This is a genomic window from Idiomarina solivarensis, from assembly GCF_033052755.1.
Taxonomy (GTDB): Bacteria; Pseudomonadota; Gammaproteobacteria; order Enterobacterales; family Alteromonadaceae; genus Idiomarina.
The window spans coordinates 1-19,086 of the sequence record NZ_JAVFHZ010000003.1; the positions used below are offsets into that span (position 1 = coordinate 1).

At 44.0% G+C, this 19,086-nt stretch carries 17 protein-coding genes; 14 read left to right on the forward strand and 3 right to left on the reverse strand.

Annotation, left to right across the window (positions count from 1 at the left end; all coding sequences use genetic code 11):
• Both RBK99_RS05880 and RBK99_RS05885 read left to right on the forward strand, forming a co-directional pair.
• The coding region (locus tag RBK99_RS05880; RefSeq protein WP_286830392.1) for an EF-Tu C-terminal domain-related protein at positions 1–67 on the forward strand (67 nt) is incomplete at its 5' end.
• Between the two features lie 143 nt (positions 68–210).
• Positions 211–1,002 carry a type 2 periplasmic-binding domain-containing protein gene (locus tag RBK99_RS05885; RefSeq protein WP_317503708.1) on the forward strand — a complete coding sequence of 264 codons (792 nt, stop codon included), beginning with the start codon at positions 211–213 and terminating at the stop codon, positions 1,000–1,002.
• On the opposite strand, the gene glsA is transcribed toward RBK99_RS05885, so the two are convergent.
• Genes glsA through uvrA form a run of 3 tightly spaced genes read right to left on the reverse strand, consistent with a single transcriptional unit; the run spans position 999 to position 5,190 of the window.
• Positions 999–1,955 (reverse strand): glutaminase A, encoded by a 957-nt coding sequence (glsA, locus tag RBK99_RS05890; RefSeq protein ID WP_317503709.1) that lies wholly within the window; start codon positions 1,953–1,955, stop codon positions 999–1,001. The genes RBK99_RS05885 and glsA overlap by 4 nt on opposite strands.
• Entirely contained in the window at positions 1,945–2,352 is a 408-nt protein-coding gene (locus RBK99_RS05895; protein WP_317503710.1) for an acyl-CoA thioesterase, read from the reverse strand. Before RBK99_RS05895 ends, glsA begins: the two co-directional genes overlap by 11 nt.
• A gap of 12 nt (positions 2,353–2,364) precedes the next feature.
• Positions 2,365–5,190, reverse strand: coding sequence for an excinuclease ABC subunit UvrA (gene uvrA / locus RBK99_RS05900; RefSeq protein WP_317503711.1), 2,826 nt, complete (start codon positions 5,188–5,190; stop codon positions 2,365–2,367).
• A 116-nt stretch (positions 5,191–5,306) separates the two neighbouring features.
• Between uvrA and RBK99_RS05905 the strand changes: the two genes are divergently transcribed.
• The 12 genes from RBK99_RS05905 to RBK99_RS05955 all read left to right on the forward strand — a co-directional run bounded on the left by RBK99_RS05905 (position 5,307) and on the right by RBK99_RS05955 (position 18,649).
• Positions 5,307–6,683, forward strand: a complete 1,377-nt coding sequence (locus RBK99_RS05905; protein WP_317503712.1) for an MFS transporter — start codon at positions 5,307–5,309, stop codon at positions 6,681–6,683.
• A gap of 45 nt (positions 6,684–6,728) precedes the next feature.
• Entirely contained in the window at positions 6,729–7,292 is a 564-nt protein-coding gene (gene ssb / locus RBK99_RS05910; RefSeq protein ID WP_317503713.1) for a single-stranded DNA-binding protein, read from the forward strand.
• A gap of 521 nt (positions 7,293–7,813) precedes the next feature.
• Positions 7,814–8,161: a hypothetical protein gene (locus tag RBK99_RS05915; protein WP_317503714.1), complete on the forward strand. Its 348-nt coding sequence runs from the start codon at positions 7,814–7,816 to the stop codon at positions 8,159–8,161.
• Between the two features lie 22 nt (positions 8,162–8,183).
• Positions 8,184–9,515, forward strand: a complete 1,332-nt coding sequence (locus RBK99_RS05920; protein ID WP_317503715.1) for a tyrosine-type recombinase/integrase — start codon at positions 8,184–8,186, stop codon at positions 9,513–9,515.
• Between the two features lie 2 nt (positions 9,516–9,517).
• Positions 9,518–11,110 (forward strand): site-specific integrase, encoded by a 1,593-nt coding sequence (locus RBK99_RS05925; RefSeq protein WP_317503716.1) that lies wholly within the window; start codon positions 9,518–9,520, stop codon positions 11,108–11,110.
• A complete protein-coding gene (locus RBK99_RS05930) occupies positions 11,103–13,334 on the forward strand; it encodes a hypothetical protein (protein WP_317503717.1) in 2,232 nt (743 codons plus the stop codon). The genes RBK99_RS05925 and RBK99_RS05930 overlap by 8 nt, the downstream gene beginning before the upstream one ends.
• 2 nt (positions 13,335–13,336) lie before the next feature.
• Complete coding sequence (locus RBK99_RS05935) at positions 13,337–13,834, forward strand: hypothetical protein (RefSeq protein WP_317503718.1); 498 nt, start codon at positions 13,337–13,339, stop codon at positions 13,832–13,834.
• A gap of 119 nt (positions 13,835–13,953) precedes the next feature.
• Positions 13,954–15,339 carry a restriction endonuclease gene (locus RBK99_RS05940; RefSeq protein ID WP_317503719.1) on the forward strand — a complete coding sequence of 462 codons (1,386 nt, stop codon included), beginning with the start codon at positions 13,954–13,956 and terminating at the stop codon, positions 15,337–15,339.
• Between the two features lie 28 nt (positions 15,340–15,367).
• Entirely contained in the window at positions 15,368–15,652 is a 285-nt protein-coding gene (locus RBK99_RS05945; protein ID WP_317503720.1) for a hypothetical protein, read from the forward strand.
• Between the two features lie 63 nt (positions 15,653–15,715).
• Positions 15,716–15,913 (forward strand): DUF5348 domain-containing protein, encoded by a 198-nt coding sequence (locus tag RBK99_RS13520; protein ID WP_411161970.1) that lies wholly within the window; start codon positions 15,716–15,718, stop codon positions 15,911–15,913.
• A gap of 109 nt (positions 15,914–16,022) precedes the next feature.
• The gene (locus tag RBK99_RS05950) at positions 16,023–16,463 is read left to right on the forward strand and encodes a hypothetical protein (RefSeq protein WP_317503721.1); all 441 of its coding nucleotides are present in this window, start codon (positions 16,023–16,025) and stop codon (positions 16,461–16,463) included.
• Entirely contained in the window at positions 16,454–18,649 is a 2,196-nt protein-coding gene (locus tag RBK99_RS05955) for an AAA family ATPase (RefSeq protein WP_317503722.1), read from the forward strand. The genes RBK99_RS05950 and RBK99_RS05955 overlap by 10 nt, the downstream gene beginning before the upstream one ends.
• The last annotated feature ends 437 nt before the right edge of the window (positions 18,650–19,086 follow it).

Consider the following 19,086-nt stretch of genomic DNA (forward strand, 5'->3'; position numbering starts at 1 on the left):
GCGTTTCGCTATCCGTGAGGGTGGCCGTACCGTAGGTGCAGGCGTTGTATCGAAAATCATGGACTAATGCAGTCTGACTGATTTTAAGAGCCCGGCTTTGGCCGGGCTTTTTTATGTCTGGAAATAAGTAGGGTAAGGCTTGTTCAAGTATTGACTTTTGTAGTCGGAAAATGAACTATTGAAGTAGATACTCAACTTATAGTCAGTCTATTGAAATTACTCGGATACTTTTCTCTTTTTGTTTGTTCGGTGCTGAGCTTCGCTGCTAAAGCGCAGGTGCCGGTCTATGTTGCTGCTTATGATTACCCTCCTTATTTCTCTGATGTGTTGGAAACCGACCTGACCCGGGAGTTGGTTACTTCATTAAATAAACATCAAAATAGTTACCAATTTATTATCGAAGTTATTCCTCCAACCGCGCGTTATAAAGCTCTCAGTCAGGAAGGTTGCTGCGACGTTATTTTCTTCGAATCTCCACGCTGGGGTTGGAACAATAGCGGTGTCAGTTACAAAAAAACGATGCCATTAGTTAAAGGGAAAGAAAGGCTTGTCACTGTAAAAGCGGAAGGAAGAAAACAATCCTTCTTTGATAATTACGAAGGTAAAACGCTGGGTGGGGTAAAAGGTTATCATTACTTGCTTGGCGGAAGGTTGCTAGCCTCTGATGAAGCCAAAGAAAACTATACGATTTATTTAGCAAACTCCAGAATTATTAACCTACGCATGGTGTTAGGGGGGCGAGTTGATCTTACGGTTGTTAATGATGAATTACTGGCCGTGCTAGAAGGGTCTGATCAACTAAAAATCGATAACCTGTTAATTTCAGAAGAGGTCAGCCACGAATATACCTTGCACCTGCTCGTTGGTGAAAAAAAGAATATTACCGCAGAGACCTTGCAGAAGCTACTGAGTGAACTAGGTAGAAAAGGAGAGTTTAGCCAATTGTTTAAACGCTTTAATATGGAAAGGTTCCAGATATACCGGCCTAATGCCGTTCGCTAATAAACGCTAAGACCTAAGCGGTTAGCAAGTTCCCTGACCATATACATACCACGAGCACTGTTGCCAAAGCTGTTTAATCTGGGACTCCAGGAACAAATCACACCGAAATCAGGAACTACCGCTATCATACCTCCGCCAACACCACTTTTCGCCGGCACACCCACAGTGAACGCAAATTCACCACTTTGGTCATACATGCCACTAGTCGAAAGCAGGGCATTTATGCGCTGTGAGTCTCGCTTGGACATAATTTTCTTTTTAGAAAAAGGACAAACTCCGTCATTGGCCAGAAAAGTAAAAGAACGAGCCAGGTTTTCGCAGGACATGGTCAAAGCGCATTGCCAGAAATAGTGATCCAGTAACTCACCAACATCGGCGTCGATATTGCCGAAACTCTTCATTAGGTGTGCTAAAGCGGCATTGCGATGACCATGCTCTTTCTCTGACTGGTGAACAATTTCATCGGCATACACATTATCGTTGCCGCATAAGGTGCGAACCAAGCTTAAGACTGCATTCTTACTGGCGGAGTACCGGCTGACTAAAACATCACTGACAACAATAGCACCAGCATTGATCATAGGGTTACGCGGAATACCTTTTTCCCATTCCAGCTGAACTATCGAGTTGAAAGCCTGGCCCGAAGGTTCCATTTTGACTCGGTCCCACAGGTCCTCGCCTAAACGCTCCATGGCCAGCATCAGCCCAAAAATCTTAGAAATAGACTGAATGGAAAATTGCTCACTGGTATCACCAACGTTAAACACCTCACCATCGAGCGTGGCAAGGGTTAGCCCACAGAGCTCAGGGTTGACCTCTGCTAACGCCGGAATGTAGTCAGCAACATGCCCTTCGGTAATGGTCATCGCTTGCTGGTGGATTTCTTCCAGTAAGCGATTCAGATCATCCGGGGCATGGATGTGTTGCCCACCACTGACGAGATCACGCGTCAATGGGGTGCTCCGGATGCGTAATCGTTTTTAGACGTTCTTTTAACTGCTCGGATAGCTTCACTGAACGCTCCTGTTGATAGTCAAAATAAACTAATACTGTTTTACCGTTAGCGCAGAGTTTATCTTTTTGCCAGATCTCTGTCGTGATATCAAACGAGCTGCCACCTAAGCGGCTGACGTACGTATTCACAGTAACATGCCCACCAAAATAGATGGGGCGTAAGTAATCCACTTCAAGGCGTGCAACAATTAAGCTTTTCGTCTCTGGTGACATTTCACCAAAAAACTCAAAAATAGGTAGTCGGCCTGTTTCTATCCAGCCCGGGATCACGGTGTTATTCACGTGCCCGAGCGCATCGGTTTCATAAAATCGTACTTTAAAGTCTTCCGTTAACATACTGCGTCCTGTTTATGACTGTTTAAGCATAGGCTTTAAGAAACGCGCTGTGTGAGAGCGCTCATTTTCACAGATTTCTTCCGGTGTACCTTCACACAGGATTTCACCGCCGCCGGAACCCCCCTCCGGACCTAAATCTATGATCCAGTCTGCGGTTTTTATTACGTCTAAGTTGTGTTCTATGACCACAACTGTGTTGCCGTGGTCACGTAAGCGATGGATCACAGCCAGCAGCTGTTTGATATCATGGAAGTGCAGCCCGGTGGTGGGCTCATCCAGAATGTATAAGGTTTTACCGGTATCGCGTTTAGACAACTCGCGGGATAATTTCACCCGTTGAGCTTCACCGCCGGATAGTGTTGTTGCCGACTGGCCTAAACGAACATAAGACAAACCTACGTCCATTAAGGTTTGCAGTTTACGAGCAATGGCCGGAACCGGGTCGAAAAACTCGCGAGCGTCTTCAATGGTCATATCCAGCACTTCGTGAATATTTTTCCCTTTGTATTGTACTTCCAGGGTTTCACGGTTGTAGCGCTGTCCTTTACAGATATCGCAAGGCACATAAACATCCGGCAGGAAATGCATTTCAACTTTAATGACACCGTCGCCCTGACAAGCTTCACAACGCCCGCCGCGTACATTAAAGCTAAAGCGGCCGGGTTTATAACCGCGGGCCCTGGACTCTGGTACACCCGCAAACAATTCACGTATCGGCGTAAAAATGCCGGTATAAGTGGCCGGGTTAGAGCGGGGCGTACGGCCTATTGGGCTCTGGTCAATATCGACGACTTTGTCCAGCAATTGCATGCCTTCAACACTTTTATACGGTGCAGGTTCGCCGGTGGTCGCGCCGTTGAGTTCGTGGTGAGCAATATGGAACAAGGTATTATTAATCAGCGTCGACTTACCTGAACCGGAGACACCGGTAACACAGGTCATAATGCCTAATGGCAAATTAAAGTCGACATTTTTTAAGTTATTACCGCTGGCTCCGCGAATGGTGAGCCGACGTTTATCAGGCTTATGTCGCTGCTTCGGTATTTCTATTTCCTTTCTGCCAGACAAGTAATCGCCGGTTAGTGAGTCTTTACTTCCGACAATGTCATCGACTTGGCCCTGAGCAATAATCTCACCGCCATGGACACCGGCACCGGGACCAATATCAATAACATGATCGGCCTGGCGAATGGCGTCTTCGTCGTGTTCTACCACAATTACCGTGTTACCCAAATCGCGTAAGTGCGTCAGAGTATTCAACAGTCGTTCATTATCGCGCTGGTGCAAACCAATGCTGGGTTCATCCAGCACGTACATAACACCAACTAAGCCTGCGCCAATTTGACTGGCAAGACGAATACGTTGCGCTTCACCACCCGACAGGGTTTCTGCACTGCGCGACAGGCTTAAGTAATTAAGTCCCACGTTCACCAGAAAGCGTAACCGGTCATTAATTTCTTTTAGGATTTTTTCTGCAATTTGTGCGCGCTGGCCTTCCATATTCAGTTGCTGGAAAAATTCGAGCGCGTCGCCAATAGACTGCTCTACAATTTCAGGCAGGGTGGTACCCTGGATAAAGACATGGCGAGCCTCGGTGCGCAAGCGCGTGCCGCCACAACTTTTACAAGGCTGAGTCGCCACGTATTTAGACAGCTCGTCGCGTACCGCTTGCGACTCGGTTTCGCGATAACGGCGCTGCATATTAGGAATGATGCCTTCAAATGCGTGCGCTCTGACGACTTTGTCGCCGCGGTCATTCATGTAGGTAAACTTAATTTCTTCTTTGCCGCTGCCGAACAGAATTTTCTCGCGAATGTCGTCCGGTAGCTGGTTGAAGGGCTGAGATAATTTGAAGTCGTAATGCTTCGCCAATGACTGCAGCATCTGGTAGTAATAGAAATTTCGTTTGTCCCAGCCACGAATAGCGCCACCGGTCAGCGATAGTTCCGCGTTAACAATGACCTTATCAGGGGCAAAGAACTGTTCCACACCCAAACCGTCACAAGTGGTACAAGCGCCGGCCGGATTATTAAACGAGAACAACCGAGGTTCCAGTTCCTGCATGCTGTAACCACAGTGCGGGCAGGCAAAGTTTGCGGAATATACCGCCGTTTCGCCGTCGCCTTCCATGGGGGCAACCAGCGCGGTTCCACCGCTAAGGTCCAGCGCAGTTTCAAAAGACTCGGCTAAGCGCTGCTCCATGCCTTCACGAACCTTAAAGCGGTCAACGACCACTTCAATGGTGTGCTTTTTCTGGAGTTCCAGTGTCGGCGGATCGCTTAAGTCGCAAATTTCGCCGTCGATCCGAGCGCGGATGAAGCCTTGCAACGCTAAATTTTCCAGAACTTTTAAATGCTCGCCCTTGCGGTTTTGAATAATAGGGGCAAGCAGCATGCGTTTTTCGCCTTCCGGCGCACTCAACACATTGTCCACCATCTGCGATATGGTCTGAGCCGCTAGCGGAACGTCATGAGTCGGGCAGCGGGGCTCGCCCACCCGGGCAAACATTAAGCGCAGATAGTCATAAATTTCGGTGATGGTACCGACAGTGGAGCGTGGGTTATGCGATGTTGACTTCTGTTCTATTGAAATAGCAGGCGATAACCCTTCAATACTGTCAACGTCGGGCTTCTCCATCAGCGATAAAAACTGACGAGCGTAGGCGGATAGTGATTCAACGTAACGTCGCTGTCCCTCGGCATACAGTGTGTCGAAAGCGAGCGACGACTTGCCTGATCCCGATAGCCCAGTAATCACAATAAGTTTATTGCGGGGTATCGTCAGGTTGAAATTTTTTAAATTGTGCGTGCGCGCACCGCGTACTTCAATAGTATCCATAATTCCCGTCTGTTGTTCAGTAATTGACTGACGACAAAACGCTATTATCGCACAGTGTTAGGCATCTGGTACAATAGCAGCATCATTTATCATGTTACTGACCTAAAAGCAGTGAAATGACGCAGCAAAAACTCAATAAAACCGAACGAAAAGCCGCTTTAGCACTTGCGTCCGTCTTTGGTATACGGATGTTAGGGCTGTTTTTGATCATGCCTGTTCTGGCCGTGTATGCGCAAGATTACCCCGACTATTCACCACTGTGGGTCGGTATTGCTTTGGGCGCTTATGGTTTAAGCCAGGCGTTGTTACAAATTCCGTTAGGCATGTTGTCTGATCGTATAGGACGGAAGCCGGTTATTGTGATGGGACTGCTGGTTTTTGTCGCTGGTAGCGTGGTCGCAGCGCAAGCCGATACCTTATTTGGCGTTTCTATTGGTCGAGCGCTACAGGGGCTGGGAGCTATCGCCGCCGCAATACTTGCTTTGGCAGCTGATTTATCACGCGACGAACAGCGACCAAAAGTAATGGCCACCATTGGCATGTGTATCGGTTTGGCATTTGCGGTGTCACTGGTAGCAGGGCCTTTGTTGGGCGATATCATTGGGCTGTCTGGTTTGTTCTGGTTTACTGCAGGCAGCGGCATACTGGGTATTCTGGTATTGCTGCTGAGTGTGCCGAAAGTAGTGACGACGTCAGCACGCCGCGAATCGTTACCGGTTTTATCAGAGTTGGGGCACTTACTTAAGCACAAACAGTTGTGGTGCCTGAACAGCGGTATTTTTGTGCTGCACGCTATTTTAACGGCCTGGTTTGTGACTTTGCCCATGCAGCTTCAAAATGCAGGCTTTGAAAGTCAGTCCCATGCCTGGTTCTATTTACCGACGCTCGTGGCGTCTATTGCGCTTATGGTGCCGATGATCATTCACAGCTCAAGAAACAATAACTCTGTGCAATGGCTGCGAGTTTCAATTTTAACTTTAATTGCATCGCTGCTTATTATTGGTCTGGCTGGGCAGTCAGCTTGGTTATTGGTAGTCGCATTGGTGATATTTTTCACGGGCTTTAACTTTATTGAAGCCACATTACCATCATTGCTGACGCGTGTTGCACCAGCCGGAAGTAAAGGAAGTGCCAGTGGCATATATTCCACAGGGCAGTTCCTGGGTTCTTTCGTTGGCGGGGTCGCAGGCGGTGGGGTCTTACAAAACTTTGGGCTATCGGGCGTTGTTGTTTTCTGTCTGATCTTGCTACTATGTTGGTTAATCATCAGCTTTTTCATGGTGAACCCAGCAGGTGTTACCAGTGTGTCGTTGTCATTACCCGGACTGTCTGAAGGCAAGGCAATCGAGCTAAGTGAGCGGTTACTTACGGTAGCTGGAGTTAAGGAAGCTAGATGGGTTGAAGAAGATCAGGCAACCTACTTGAAAGTGGATAAAAAGAATTACGATGAAAAGGCGGTTAATCAGTTGCTTGAAAAGGCATCGGTCGCTTAATAAATTGAAGCAGTTGTAAACGCGCATAAGGAACAGGAGAAACTAATGGCCAGTCGCGGTGTAAATAAAGTCATTTTAATTGGTAATTTGGGCGCTGACCCAGAGGTACGTTATACCCAAAACAGCACAGCGATAGCCAACCTGTCGATTGCTACCAGTGAAACCTGGAAAGATAAGCAAACAGGCGAGCCGCGTGAACAAACTGAATGGCACCGTTGTGTCGCTTATCGTCGTTTAGCCGAAATTGCTGGTGAGTACCTTAAAAAAGGCTCAAAAGTATACGTTGAAGGGCGTTTGCAAACCCGGAAATGGACCGGCCAGGACAACGTAGAGCGATACACCACCGAAGTGGTCATTAATGAAATGCAAATGCTGGATTCGCGTGGCGGCCCTCAAGGGGGAGCTCAAAGCGCCGCGCCGCAGGGTCAAGGTTTTGGTGGCGGTCAGCAAGGTGGCGGTTATGGCGGGAATCAGCCCCAACAGCAGCCGCAGCAGCAACAGCGTCCGGCACCTCAGTCCGGGCAGCAAAGCCAACCGTCACAACAGAAACCAGCTGAACCAGCACCGTTTTCACCTGACAACGATTTTGATGACGATATTCCATTCTAAGGGGAAACAAAGTTAAAAATGTATATTAAACTATTTAGAAGCCGCAGTTAATGCGGCTTTTTTGTATTTATAGATAAATTTTTGTTGATTTTTACATTAATGATTCATGGATTACAGTCCAACAAATAGTTATGTAGATTTATTCAGCATTGAAACCTGCAATCACGTTGCCGACATGACTAATAATTTTTGACAAAGTTGCGGCTAGTTTAGCGCCTTAATAAATATCGCCCAGTCTTAATTCTCACTGTCAATTTAGCGCCTTATTTAGATCTTTAACCTCCAAATACATGACAAACGTTGCCCCATTTTAAATTTTTTTTAGGCTTAAAATTCATTAGAAGACAGAAGCATCGGTTATTCGCAAAGCCAGATGGGCATTGGGTTTTATCGTTTTGAGTAAATAGGGGAATAATTAATAGACGGTATAACCTACTGATATATAACAAATTTTATAGGAAGTGCAACTAGCGGGATGGTGTTTTGTGGTTTAGCATATTTTAAATCACAGGAGGCAAACTATGAAATTATTGATTGAAAATTCCGATGCTAGACGTCTTATCGAAGCTAATTGCAATTTAGCCATTTCAATAGCTCAACTTGCTGAATATATCGAAAGCGACTCTCTAAATAAGTTTGGTTTGGTGGAGATAATTAAATCGTTGAGGGATGAGGCAAGCGCTATTACTTCAAGCTTACAAAACAACATCGTAGAAACCGACGAAACCAAAGACATGATAGAGCTTACTCTATTAGCTGCTGCTAAAAGCAAGTTGTTTATTAATCACTTCGGTTACTGCTGTCGTGAGGAGGACTTGGCATCGTGCCTTAAAAAGTCAGGCGATCTGAACTGCGTAAGACATCCTTAACGGGTGCACATAGGCGATGGTCATGCGAATTAGAGTACAGAAGTTTAAAAGTGGAGAACGCTATGTCTTTTTAGTGGGCGAAGACGGTGTTCCCGATTTCTGGGTGACGCACTATGTCACACAGCGACTGCGCATGACCAAAGCCCAAAGAACGATAGTTCAGTATTTGAGAGACATTAAACACTTTAGACGTTGGGAGTTGCTTAATGGAAGAGATGTTATAGAGGAAATATCCAACGGAAAGGTGTTGAGTTTGAACGACATTGACAGCTTGAAAGAACATTGCGCTTACCAAGTCGAAGCACTTATGGAAAAACCGATAGGGAAAGTCACGGATATGGGCAAATTCTATCTATCAAAGGCTAAGGACAAGCCTACTGTTTCGCAACGGCAGTATAAAACTAGGGTAAAGCGCGTCGCAGATTTCTTGCATGTTATTGGTCAAGAGAGAGTTAAAAGCAAACCTTTAGCAGCAAAACTTTTTGAGGAATTAGAGCAGATGAAAAAACGATTAATCGATGGATTACCAAAGACTAGGCTTAACAGACCCTATGTGGATAGGACAGGTATTACGGATGGTGCATTTGAGGATTTTGTGGCGGTATCAAAACCGGACTCTGAGTACAATCCATTTAAGGAGCCTGTCGTTAGGTTGAGAAACTACCTCATAATTCGAATTTTTTATGAGACGGGATTGCGCTGTAGTGAATTGCTTGCACTCAGAATAAGCGATATTGGCACTGAGACCGACAGTCCAAAGTTAGTAATTGAGCGAAGACATGACAGTAAAGATGATCCTAGATCAATAGAGCCAACAGCAAAGACTCTCGGACGTGAAGTTTTTATTTCAAAAGGGTTACGAGATTTACTGTACAGCTATGTTAAGCGTCAAAGAAGACTGACCAACGGTGCAAAGAAACACCCGTTTATTTTCGTAACACACAAAGAAAAGAAAGGGAGTTATCAAACGGGAGAACCGCTTACTAATAGAACAATAAGCAATGTTTTTAAGTGTCTTAGAGGAGTTAACCCTGAGCGATTTGCTTATATAACATCTCATGCTTATCGCCACTTTTTTAACGACCGACTTTCGGCGCATATTGACGAAATGAATAAAATGACCAGAGAGCAAGTGAATCGTCTAGAGCTCGAAGGACGGACTGAAGAGGCTAAACAATTAGCAAATGAAAATACGGTCACAGAGCAAAGAGAGCTTGAGATTCGAGCAGAACTAAACGGTCACTCAGCTTTGAGTTCAGGTCAATACTATTTAAAACGAACGGCTAAAAAAAATGCGACGAGTATTCGGGAAAAAATGCATGACCTGTTGAAGCATAAAATCGAGGGCTCTTGAAGGTGGCGGCTAAAGTAGAATTCCATAATGAAGCTAGTTCGAAGTTAAAGCCCGATATTCGATTAAGCAAAGAGAACTATGAGTTTGATGTGACATTGGAGAAATGGCAACTGAGCGCAAATCTATCAGTGAATCATAAATTGCTAAGCTCTTTGAAACTAGACTCAAGATTCGAAATGAGCTTTCGTCTTGTGTTGGCAGATTATGCTACCGAATTTTCTGCTTCATACACTTCAAACATCTTTAAATTTATTAAGCTACTTTTCAATGTCGGTGTTATAGAAAAAATAAGTGAATCGCACATTTTAAATTTCAAAGCGACTTTAACTAAAAGCACCGAATACAAATTAGGCTACATTCGCGCGTTTTTGCTTGATTGGCACTCGAAGGGCATAAGTGGTGTAGATAATAAAGTTGTCGAATTACTCGCCTCACTAAGGTTATCCGGTAACGAAAAAGGAAAAGCGGTAGCGCTTGGATGCCCTCATAGCGGGGCCTATACGTTTGATGAACAGGTCGCATTTATAAATTGGTATGTCGAGGCGTACACGGAGAACCAAATTAGTCTGGGCGAGTATGCATTCATTATGGCATTACAGAATACGGGAGCTAGACCTATTCAACTTTGTTATTTGTATTGCGGAGACTTAATCACAAGATCAGAAAACGGGAGTGAACATTTCGATCTAGCATTACCGAACGTCAAGAAACGAAATCAGCGAATAAGAGAGTCATTTCAAGTCAAGACTGATATAAGTGAAGATTTAATATTAGTGCTCAAGTCGATGGCGGAACAGTCGATTCGGACAGTTGAAGCTAACTTTGGTATCAAGCTTCGTGATGAAGAGAAAAAAAATGTGCCTATTTTCATTGATGAAGTAGAACTAATTAACCTGAGTAGCTTTCAAGAACTCGAGAAACTAACAAAAAGTAAGCCTGACCTTTTGTGTTGGAGAGCTTATGCTGTTTCTAAATTTATTCAGCGCATTGCACGGCTGTGCCCGTTAAAAACACACCGTGTCATCCTTAATGGAGAGGCTGGAGATTTACATATCAACCCACGCAGATTCCGCTACACGCATGCAACTAACATGGCGATACTAGGTGCTAGCGATTTAGTTATCGCAGAGGAATTGGGGCATGAAGATACACAAAATGTCAAAGTGTACACGGAGTTTAATGAAGAAATTGCGGACCGGCTTGATGATGCGTTAGCGTCAAGTTTAACACCTCTTGCACAAGCATTTAGTGGCATGTTGATTGATAGTGAAAAAGATGCCATTCGGGCGAATGATCCCCGCAGCCGAATCAATATGGATGACGGGAATTCCTTAGGGAATTGTGGAGAGTTTGGTTTTTGCGCTAACGGTACGGTGCATTGTTATACCTGTAATAAGTTTCAACCTTGGTTAAATGCTCCGCATCAGCAAGTTCTAGATAAAGTCGTTTCAGAACGAGACCGAAAGCTAAAGATGGGGGCAAGTGAACTCGTTTTACACGGGCATAATCGTAGTATTGATGCGATTAAAGTTGTAATTCAGAAATGTAAAGCGAGAAAGCAGGAAATCGAAAAAGAGGCAGCTATCAATGTCTAATGTGCTGTCATTTACTCCTAAGCATAAACTTGACCTCCAGAAGAATTATGACGACTTTGTCGCTTTTGCAAAAAATGAATTAATACTTTTTTCTGATTATGAATTCGGTGGTCAAAAGGGATGGAACTGCGATAAGTGGTCGTGGAAAACATCTAGAAATAAAAAGCTGACAATAGTTTTTGGCATTAGTCATAATCATTCAAAATATACGCCATTTCAGACTCCGTTTTCTGACTTTGCTAAAGCATACGTTCGCTACGAGCAATCACTAAACCATAAAGACTCCGTGATGTGGGCAAGCTCACTTGTCTGGCTGTATAGGGCGTTGGAGGAGTATTCCAAGCAGAATAATAAACCATCCATTGATATCATGAACTTAAATAACACGACTATTAATCGTGTAGGAGAACTGATAAGAACCAGTAAATTAAGTCCCGGTGGCAAACGAAATATTGGTTTGTCGCTGGAAAAAGTCTTGCGGTTTATAAAAGAAAAACGTTTTAAGCTCGACCTCCAAGACTGGAGTAATCCATTCCCCAGACCGTCAGATTCACGCATCAAACTTGATAAAAATAGTCGTGAAGAAGAGCAGGATAAGTGTCCATCGGATTTTCAAATGCTGCAAGTTGCAAGCGCGTTCCATAAAGCTGAAACCCAGCGTCAGAAATACTTCAGTAGTCTATGTGTGATGTTGATGTGTCAACCCAGCCGCGCTGTCGAGTTAAATGGTTTGACAGTAAATTCGCTCCAACAGAGTGATAAGGGACGATGGTACTTAAGCTGGTATCCCGCTAAGGGAGGAGACCATATTCGTAAGTGGATACCAAAACTGATGGAAGATGTCGTGCAGCAAGCGTTTAAAAGGCTTATTGATATTTCAGCTCCTGCCAGAAGAGCCGCCAAATTCGCTTTTGAGAATCCAGATGTTTTCATGGTGCATGATGACTGCATCACTCCCGAAAACCATCCGCAGGATCAGTCTTTAACATACAATCAGTTTGCGAAAGCTATGGGGCTTAAAACAGGTAAATATGGCGCTGGTGGCAGGATAAGCTGGAGGTATTTGGGGTCGGTCAACTGGGTAATGAATATGATTAATGGCTTGAATGGAGTGTCGAATTGGAAAAAGGAATTGTTGGGACGACATACGATTTTACTGGACAATCAAATTGTGATTCAAAATAGTCACAAACCAACGGGTATTAACATTTGCTTTCCTAGTTATAAGAACCTTAGGACATACATTGATGAGCAGTATAAGACACAAGATTTCCCTAATTATGGGCGGATGAAACTCTGGGATTGCATTACCTTGGTCAGAGAAAATGAGTTTCACAAGGATTTCGCAGTTCGTCCTTTCTCTTGGGTTCCTGTTGTGCACGGAATGATCAGTGATGCTCTTGGCTCAGAACGACCATCGGGTAAAGGCAACTTAGAATCAATTTTTGATGAGTTGGGAATTACGGATGAAAACGGCTCTCGCTTAAAGCTCGATACCCACCAATTCCGACATTGGTTGAATACTAAGTTAAAGCTTGCTGGTGAGGATGATTGGCTTATTGCAAAGTGGTCAGGTCGAGCAGATATCGAACAAAATAAAGCCTATGACGGAAGAACCAAAGAGCAAAAGTCACGGTTGACCAAACGTATCGGTCATGTGGTGGAAAGTGATGGAGTTATGACTGTTGCGCATGCGAATCGTTTGTTGGAACCATTTACATCCTCGGCTCCTCCCCCACCAGTTGTTTTGCATGATTTGGGACTACCAGTTTCACTTAAATCTTTGGGAGTACAGCGAGATGGTGTTGCGCAGTTCACGGGACTAGGTTTTTGCACCCACAATTATGCTGAAAGCCCTTGCATTAAAAATGGGGATTGTGAGGTGTGTAGCGACCACGTATGCATCAAAGGCTTGCCCAATACTCTTGAAGAGTTGAAAAACCTTGAGAAGCTTTATGAGGAGCAATTAGATGCGGCAATGATTGCTGCGAAGGACAATACTTTCGGTGCTGACAGATGGGTAACTAGCCTAGGCTTCAGGTTATCTAAGATAAGGGCTGTCTTAATAACGCTTGAAGACCCCAAAAATCCCGAAGGAACGAGAGTCAGAATTCCCGATGAGTTAGATCCATCGCCAGTGAAACGCTCTCTAAAAATCGACAAGCAGTCTGTAATCTCAACCTTCGACCTCACTGCATTAGCATTAACAGATATGGAGGATTAGCGGTGGCTTTTGTATCTGATAACAAAGACATGATATTGAAGGTTATTGATGGCTGGGGAGGGAAACTCACCTACGCTCTTTTATCTGCAAAACTACAGGAAGACTTAGGCCTAAAACGTCCGCCGTCGCGCCATACTTATTTAAAGCACGCAGAAATAAAGCACGCTTTTGACTTGAAGAAAGAAGAACTCAGAGAGAACAAGTCGCAGGCGATTGACGAAGCGAAGCAAACATTTGAGGCATCCAATAAACTAAGTCTGACATTAGAGAAATTCGGTAACGATGATTCAACGATAAAAGAGCTTATTAAGCTAGCTGAAAAGCTAGAAAAAGAGAACGAAAGGCTCAGCTCAGAAAATAAAAGGTTAACCTCCAAAAACGACATGTTATTAGAGAGGTTTGCGCGGTGGCAGCATAATCTTCAGAAAATGGATAATGTCGATTTGAACAAACTCATGTGCACTATTGACGATGGGCTACCCGCGAAAAACAGAAGCTAAATCGATTACGCGGAGCTTGAATTGAAAACCTCTATAGAAAGCTATAGTTCTAAGAATTTTTCTCATAGGAAATTATACCCACTGAGAGTAGTTCAACACGATTATAAGGATACGCTGGCGTGAATTGGAAAGATTATGAAAAAGAGATTTATCAGGAACTCGAAGATCTCTATCCAGAGTCCACTATCACCTACGATGCTAGAGTAATAGGTCGGTACTCTAAGATTGAAAGACAGGTAGACATTCTTATTAAAGATTTCGCGGCCGGTGAGCAGATCACAATTATGGTTGATGCAAAATTTTTTTCATCTCCCGTGGATGTTAAAGAGGTTGAATCTTATATTGGAATGATGCAAGACATAGGGGCTGATAAGGGCTTGCTAATTACCCAAGTGGGATATTCTAAGGCTGCACTCAACAGAGCTCATAATGATCCGAGTAGAGTCGAACTCGATGTGCTCAACTTCGAACAACTTAAAGCATTTCAATCCTTTAGTGCTATCCCATACAGTGGTAAACATGCGTGTGCATTAACACGTCCATTTGGTTGGGTGATCGAGGCACAGCCCAGCGAAGGGTGTTTGGCTGCTCTATATCAACGAGGGAGCAGTTTTCAGGACGCGGTAAAGCAGAATGAGTGGATGTATGTAAACATTTTTAGCAAAAACGATGAAATTCCAGATTTAGATTCATTCATTGAGTTTCAAAACGCAAGGCTCGTTAAAGATTTTACAGTAGGTTATCTTCCGGCTGCAAAGAGACCTGACGCCAGTACTCGTATCAGAGTTCTCGATGTAGATCAGTATCCGACGACTGAGTTTACTGGTTTTGTTGATTTCGAGGATGCGATTTTCTTCTGTGTTCTTTTTTCTCCGAAACATCACGAAGAAAAAAATCTAAAAAAGCTTCGGAGCGTGCTAGCTACAGTGAAATTATTATATGTGGACGAAGACAGTTTGATTGAAAGTAAGCTTGAAGAGCTCAGTTATCGATTAGAAAACGCAGAAGATTCGATTACTAAAGCTAATATTTTGATCGCCCAAGGAAATATCTTTTTTGATAATGGAAATTATGAAGAAGCCAAGGCTAAGTACAATGAAAGTATTAAAGTTAAGACTGATAGCTATGGAGCACTGAAAGGATTACTAGAAATTGCTTTACAGTCCTCTGCTCCGATAGATGAAGTGGACAGTGCGGTAGACTCCTTCTTTTCCATTGCTCCGCGAAATCCCACGGTATGTCAAGATTTACTCGATTTATGCACTCATACGGGGAGTGAAGATCTTTACGAGAGAATAATGCGCCGTAAGGAATTGGATTACGCGGACAACGCCGAGGCTAGAGGTAACATCCTTTATCATATTGCACTGTTTCAAGAGAGTAAGGGTGATATGAACAGTGCGAAAAGCAGTTTGATATCGGCAAGAGCATTGTTTGAGAAAAGCCTTCCGAAAAGCCATATGGTTTTTGAAGTAATAAAACAGAAGCTTAACGGCATGCGTTAGTGTGGATTAAGTGCGGGGTGGGTAATTAATGGCAAAGTTGGACATAGAGCTAATAGCGGTAGATGAGCAACCATTGGATCTCCTAGCAAAACTAGCCAAAGCAAAATTCAATGCGGATGATGTGCATGTACTGCCCGGCACTAATACCTTAGACATAGACAAAGGTATTAACGACATCCGAGGCTTGATCGACGGAAATAGAATTTTGTTTTATTACCGCTATAAAAAGGATTGCATCAGATATGAAGCATCGATCCTTGATTATTGCAGAGCGAACAACTTAACCCTTCGATTTAATGCTTCGGAGAGATAGCGTTGTCGGCACGCAACCGAGTAAATAAAGGTATAGCTTTACAGCGGATTTTGAGGAAGACATATGAAGAGTAGCTTTTTAAATGATATCGGTAGATTGGAATGCGACAGCGTGGAGTTTCATTGCGGAGAACTTATAGAAGTATTCTTCCACGATAGGTGGCAGAAAACTCGACTTGAGCACTCATCAAGTCAGGGAGGCTATTACTCAATTGATGGTTACCCGTTACTAGGCAACCCGATAAGACCAGTTACGAGCTAACTTATTGGGGAAGGCGGGTAGTTGGCTCAAGTTGATACTCTTGAGCATCAAGGTTACAAGGTCATCTTCTGCGCCTAAAAAATAAAACGTATTTTTAAGGGCGGATGATGTGAGTAAAGAGAAAGGCCAAAAAAACAGAGACAAGTTCGAATGCTGGGTAGCAGAAATGCGAGCCAAAGAATTGCCGAATTGGATGGACTACTGGCATGGAAACACCTTGAGTCCAAAGAAGGTTGCAGATGAATTAGGCTTCGATTCCTCCGCATTCAAGAAGTCGAGGAATGAAAAGCTGTTTAAGATGCTGGAAGCATTAAAGCAAGAACTTTCGACAGGCGGTATTTACCGTGAACGTAACAAGACTTCCCCAGAAGTTGAAGACGTCGTTGCGATAAAAAATGCGAACGATGAAGACATTAAGGATAGTGCAAAAGTCCGCGAATTAAAGAGCATTAACCGCCGACTACAGACTGAGAATTCGAAACTTGCCGCAGAGCTGGCTCGGCTATCGGAATTTAAAGAAGTACTCATAGAAATGGGTCTATGGAAATGAACAATCCCCATTTTCTGGTAAGAATTACACAAATCTATCAATATCACCCTGATAATGTGCAGCTAGGAGCTGTGTTCCTGAATCACGACGCAGGAGCGCACAGGGTCATCATACTAACGAGTCAAAGTAAGTTAAATATTGAGCCTCGTGTCGGCCAGCAGTGGAAGGTAGTAAAAGAGAACAATTACAGCATCCGGCAACAAGAAGTTCATACAGACAAATACGTAGATGTATGGCGCTTCATGGAACCCACACTAAAATGTGTTATGCCAGATCATGGTTCCGGGTTCGTGAATTTTCTGAGCACTGAGAAAGCGTTTGTTGGTATCGGTACAGTAAAAGCTCAGCTTCTGTGGGATAGATTCCGCAGCGATCTATTCTCTATGCTCAAAAACAAGAAGGACGCGGTTTATGAGCATGACAAGTCCATATCTAACTTCGATGCAATCAAAGACGTTCTAAGGCGTGATCATACTGTTCATGCTCTTTATGAGGGGTTTAAAGAGTATGCCAATTTGCATCACTCCGACCAGCTAGTCGAGTGGGGAGTTGAGGTCTCCATTCAACGGCAGTTGTTTAGAATGGCCGACCAAGATGCGCTGGAGTTTTTGAGCAGTAATCCATATCGCCTTTTTTCACTGGGAATGTCGTTTGAAAAAGTTGATGTTATCGCTCAGAGACACTTTGGAATAAAAGAAAGTGATGAGGTAAGGCTCGCCGCGATTGTTGAGCACGCATTAAGGCTTTGGGGGGAGAGAGGAAATACACTAGCAGAGTGGGAAGACCTTCAGCCCATAATCAGACGTTATCTGAATAATGACTATCGGTTGACTGCAAAAGCAAACGAGTTAGACGGAGATATCCTAGGGGTTGTGAAGCAAGACGGTAGATATTTCGTTTCTGGGAACTATATATTTGAAAAAACAATAGCCAAAAGGCTATTGAAGCTTAGCAAAAGCAAACGTCATTGGTCGGGAGAATTAGCAGACGCCTTCACAAAAGCACTTCCACTAGGATGGCAGCTTGAAAAGGCGCAGGAGCGAGCTGTAAGAACTGCATTAGTTAGTGATGTGTTCGCGTTAACGGGCGGTGCAGGCACGGGCAAGACAACCACCACAAAGCTTATTGTGGACGCTTACCGCGAGCTAGGCTTCACTATTTACCCAGTGGCCTTGTCAGGCAAGGCTGCTCGGCGGCTCAAACAACTAATTGGTATTGAGACAAAAACAATAGCCCGGTTGTTATGCGAGACAGACATCAAGGAGACAAATAGTATTTTGTTAATTGATGAGGCATCAATGCTGGATGCTTACACTATGTGGCGACTGGTAACGTTATTTTCTGATACAACAAAAATCATTCTTGTTGGAGACCCATACCAGCTCCCACCAATCAATGCCGGGTTCATTCTAAATGATGTTGTTAAAAGCAATGTCATAAACCATGTGGAACTTGACGTAGTGAAACGACAAGCTGCGCATAGCAGCATTCCTGCTTATTCGAGTCTTATACGTCAAGGTGTAATGCCTCCCTCGTTGAGTACTGCTGAAATCGTATTCCAAGAATCTAGTGATGACATTTTGCAAGATGCTGTTGATGCATACTTGAAATATGAAGAAGTTATGATTGTCGCGCCAACAAACGCTACGGTAAGAAGCGTCAATATAAAGCTTCAAAGTGAAGTGAATGCTACAGGAAGGCCTCTTGATCTCACTGATATGCCGATTACGGAAGGCAGCTACCAGTTCAGGGAGGGTGACCCTATTGTCTTTACGCTGACTTGCTACAGAAACGACATTCAGAACGGTACGCTTGGCGTTATAAAAGAGGCTGTGCCTACGGATGGTTACGCTTGTGTAATTGAGCTAGAAGACGTTAACGAATATGGGGATAAACGTATCATTAAGGTCGATTGGCAACTATTCGAGTATATCCATCTTGCCTATTGCTTAACGCTTCACAAGTTGCAGGGATCACAAACGAAAAACGTAATCATACTTGTTGAGCGAGGCTTTTTACTTGACCGAAGTTGGCTATATACGGCTGTATCCCGAGCCGAAGATAAACTGCATATTATTGGCAAAGAGTCAGATTATCGATATGGTGTCAAGAAGCAAGGGGCTTACGATACTCGAAAAACTGCCTTAGCTAAAATGCTGAAGTACTCATACACAAACGATGCATAAAGATGATTTTCGTTGCAGAGCTAATAAACTTGTAACTTTACATCAGACACAAAAAAGCCGACATAATGTCGGCTTGATACGGAGCTGATTAAATATTATTTAATTGAGAGACGAGTCTTTGTGCGGACTCTGCCTTCTTGCTTAGCTTTAGCGATAGCGGTGTGAAGCATGTGCAGACCGGCGATTTTCCTCTCAGAAACTTTACGAGTTTGTTTTGAATGCATAAAAATCTCCAGAATCACTGTCGTGGGGTTATTTATTAACCGATAGTCCCATCTTAACGCAACACCCTTGTAGTTGGCCAGTGTCTTATAGAAAGCATTCAACTTAGAGTATTGAGCTTCCGCACCATACATTGAAGGCGTTATCTCACTACACGCATAGTGCGATTTTAAACCGTCCGTGATAACGGGGTAGAACCCAACTGCGGTTATACT

What these genes read in the sequence shown, in the direction of transcription:
- uvrA (WP_317503711.1), bottom strand. Translation starts at nt 5,190, where the DNA reads ATGGATACTATTGAAGTACGCGGTGCGCGCACGCACAATTTAAAAAAT.
- RBK99_RS13520 (WP_411161970.1), top strand. Translation starts at nt 15,716, where the DNA reads ATGAAGAGTAGCTTTTTAAATGATATCGGTAGATTGGAATGCGACAGC.
- RBK99_RS05915 (WP_317503714.1), top strand. Translation starts at nt 7,814, where the DNA reads ATGAAATTATTGATTGAAAATTCCGATGCTAGACGTCTTATCGAAGCT.
- ssb (WP_317503713.1), top strand. Translation starts at nt 6,729, where the DNA reads ATGGCCAGTCGCGGTGTAAATAAAGTCATTTTAATTGGTAATTTGGGC.
- RBK99_RS05905 (WP_317503712.1), top strand. Translation starts at nt 5,307, where the DNA reads ATGACGCAGCAAAAACTCAATAAAACCGAACGAAAAGCCGCTTTAGCA.
- RBK99_RS05920 (WP_317503715.1), top strand. Translation starts at nt 8,184, where the DNA reads ATGCGAATTAGAGTACAGAAGTTTAAAAGTGGAGAACGCTATGTCTTT.
- RBK99_RS05930 (WP_317503717.1), top strand. Translation starts at nt 11,103, where the DNA reads ATGTCTAATGTGCTGTCATTTACTCCTAAGCATAAACTTGACCTCCAG.
- RBK99_RS05945 (WP_317503720.1), top strand. Translation starts at nt 15,368, where the DNA reads ATGGCAAAGTTGGACATAGAGCTAATAGCGGTAGATGAGCAACCATTG.
- RBK99_RS05895 (WP_317503710.1), bottom strand. Translation starts at nt 2,352, where the DNA reads ATGTTAACGGAAGACTTTAAAGTACGATTTTATGAAACCGATGCGCTC.
- RBK99_RS05955 (WP_317503722.1), top strand. Translation starts at nt 16,454, where the DNA reads ATGGAAATGAACAATCCCCATTTTCTGGTAAGAATTACACAAATCTAT.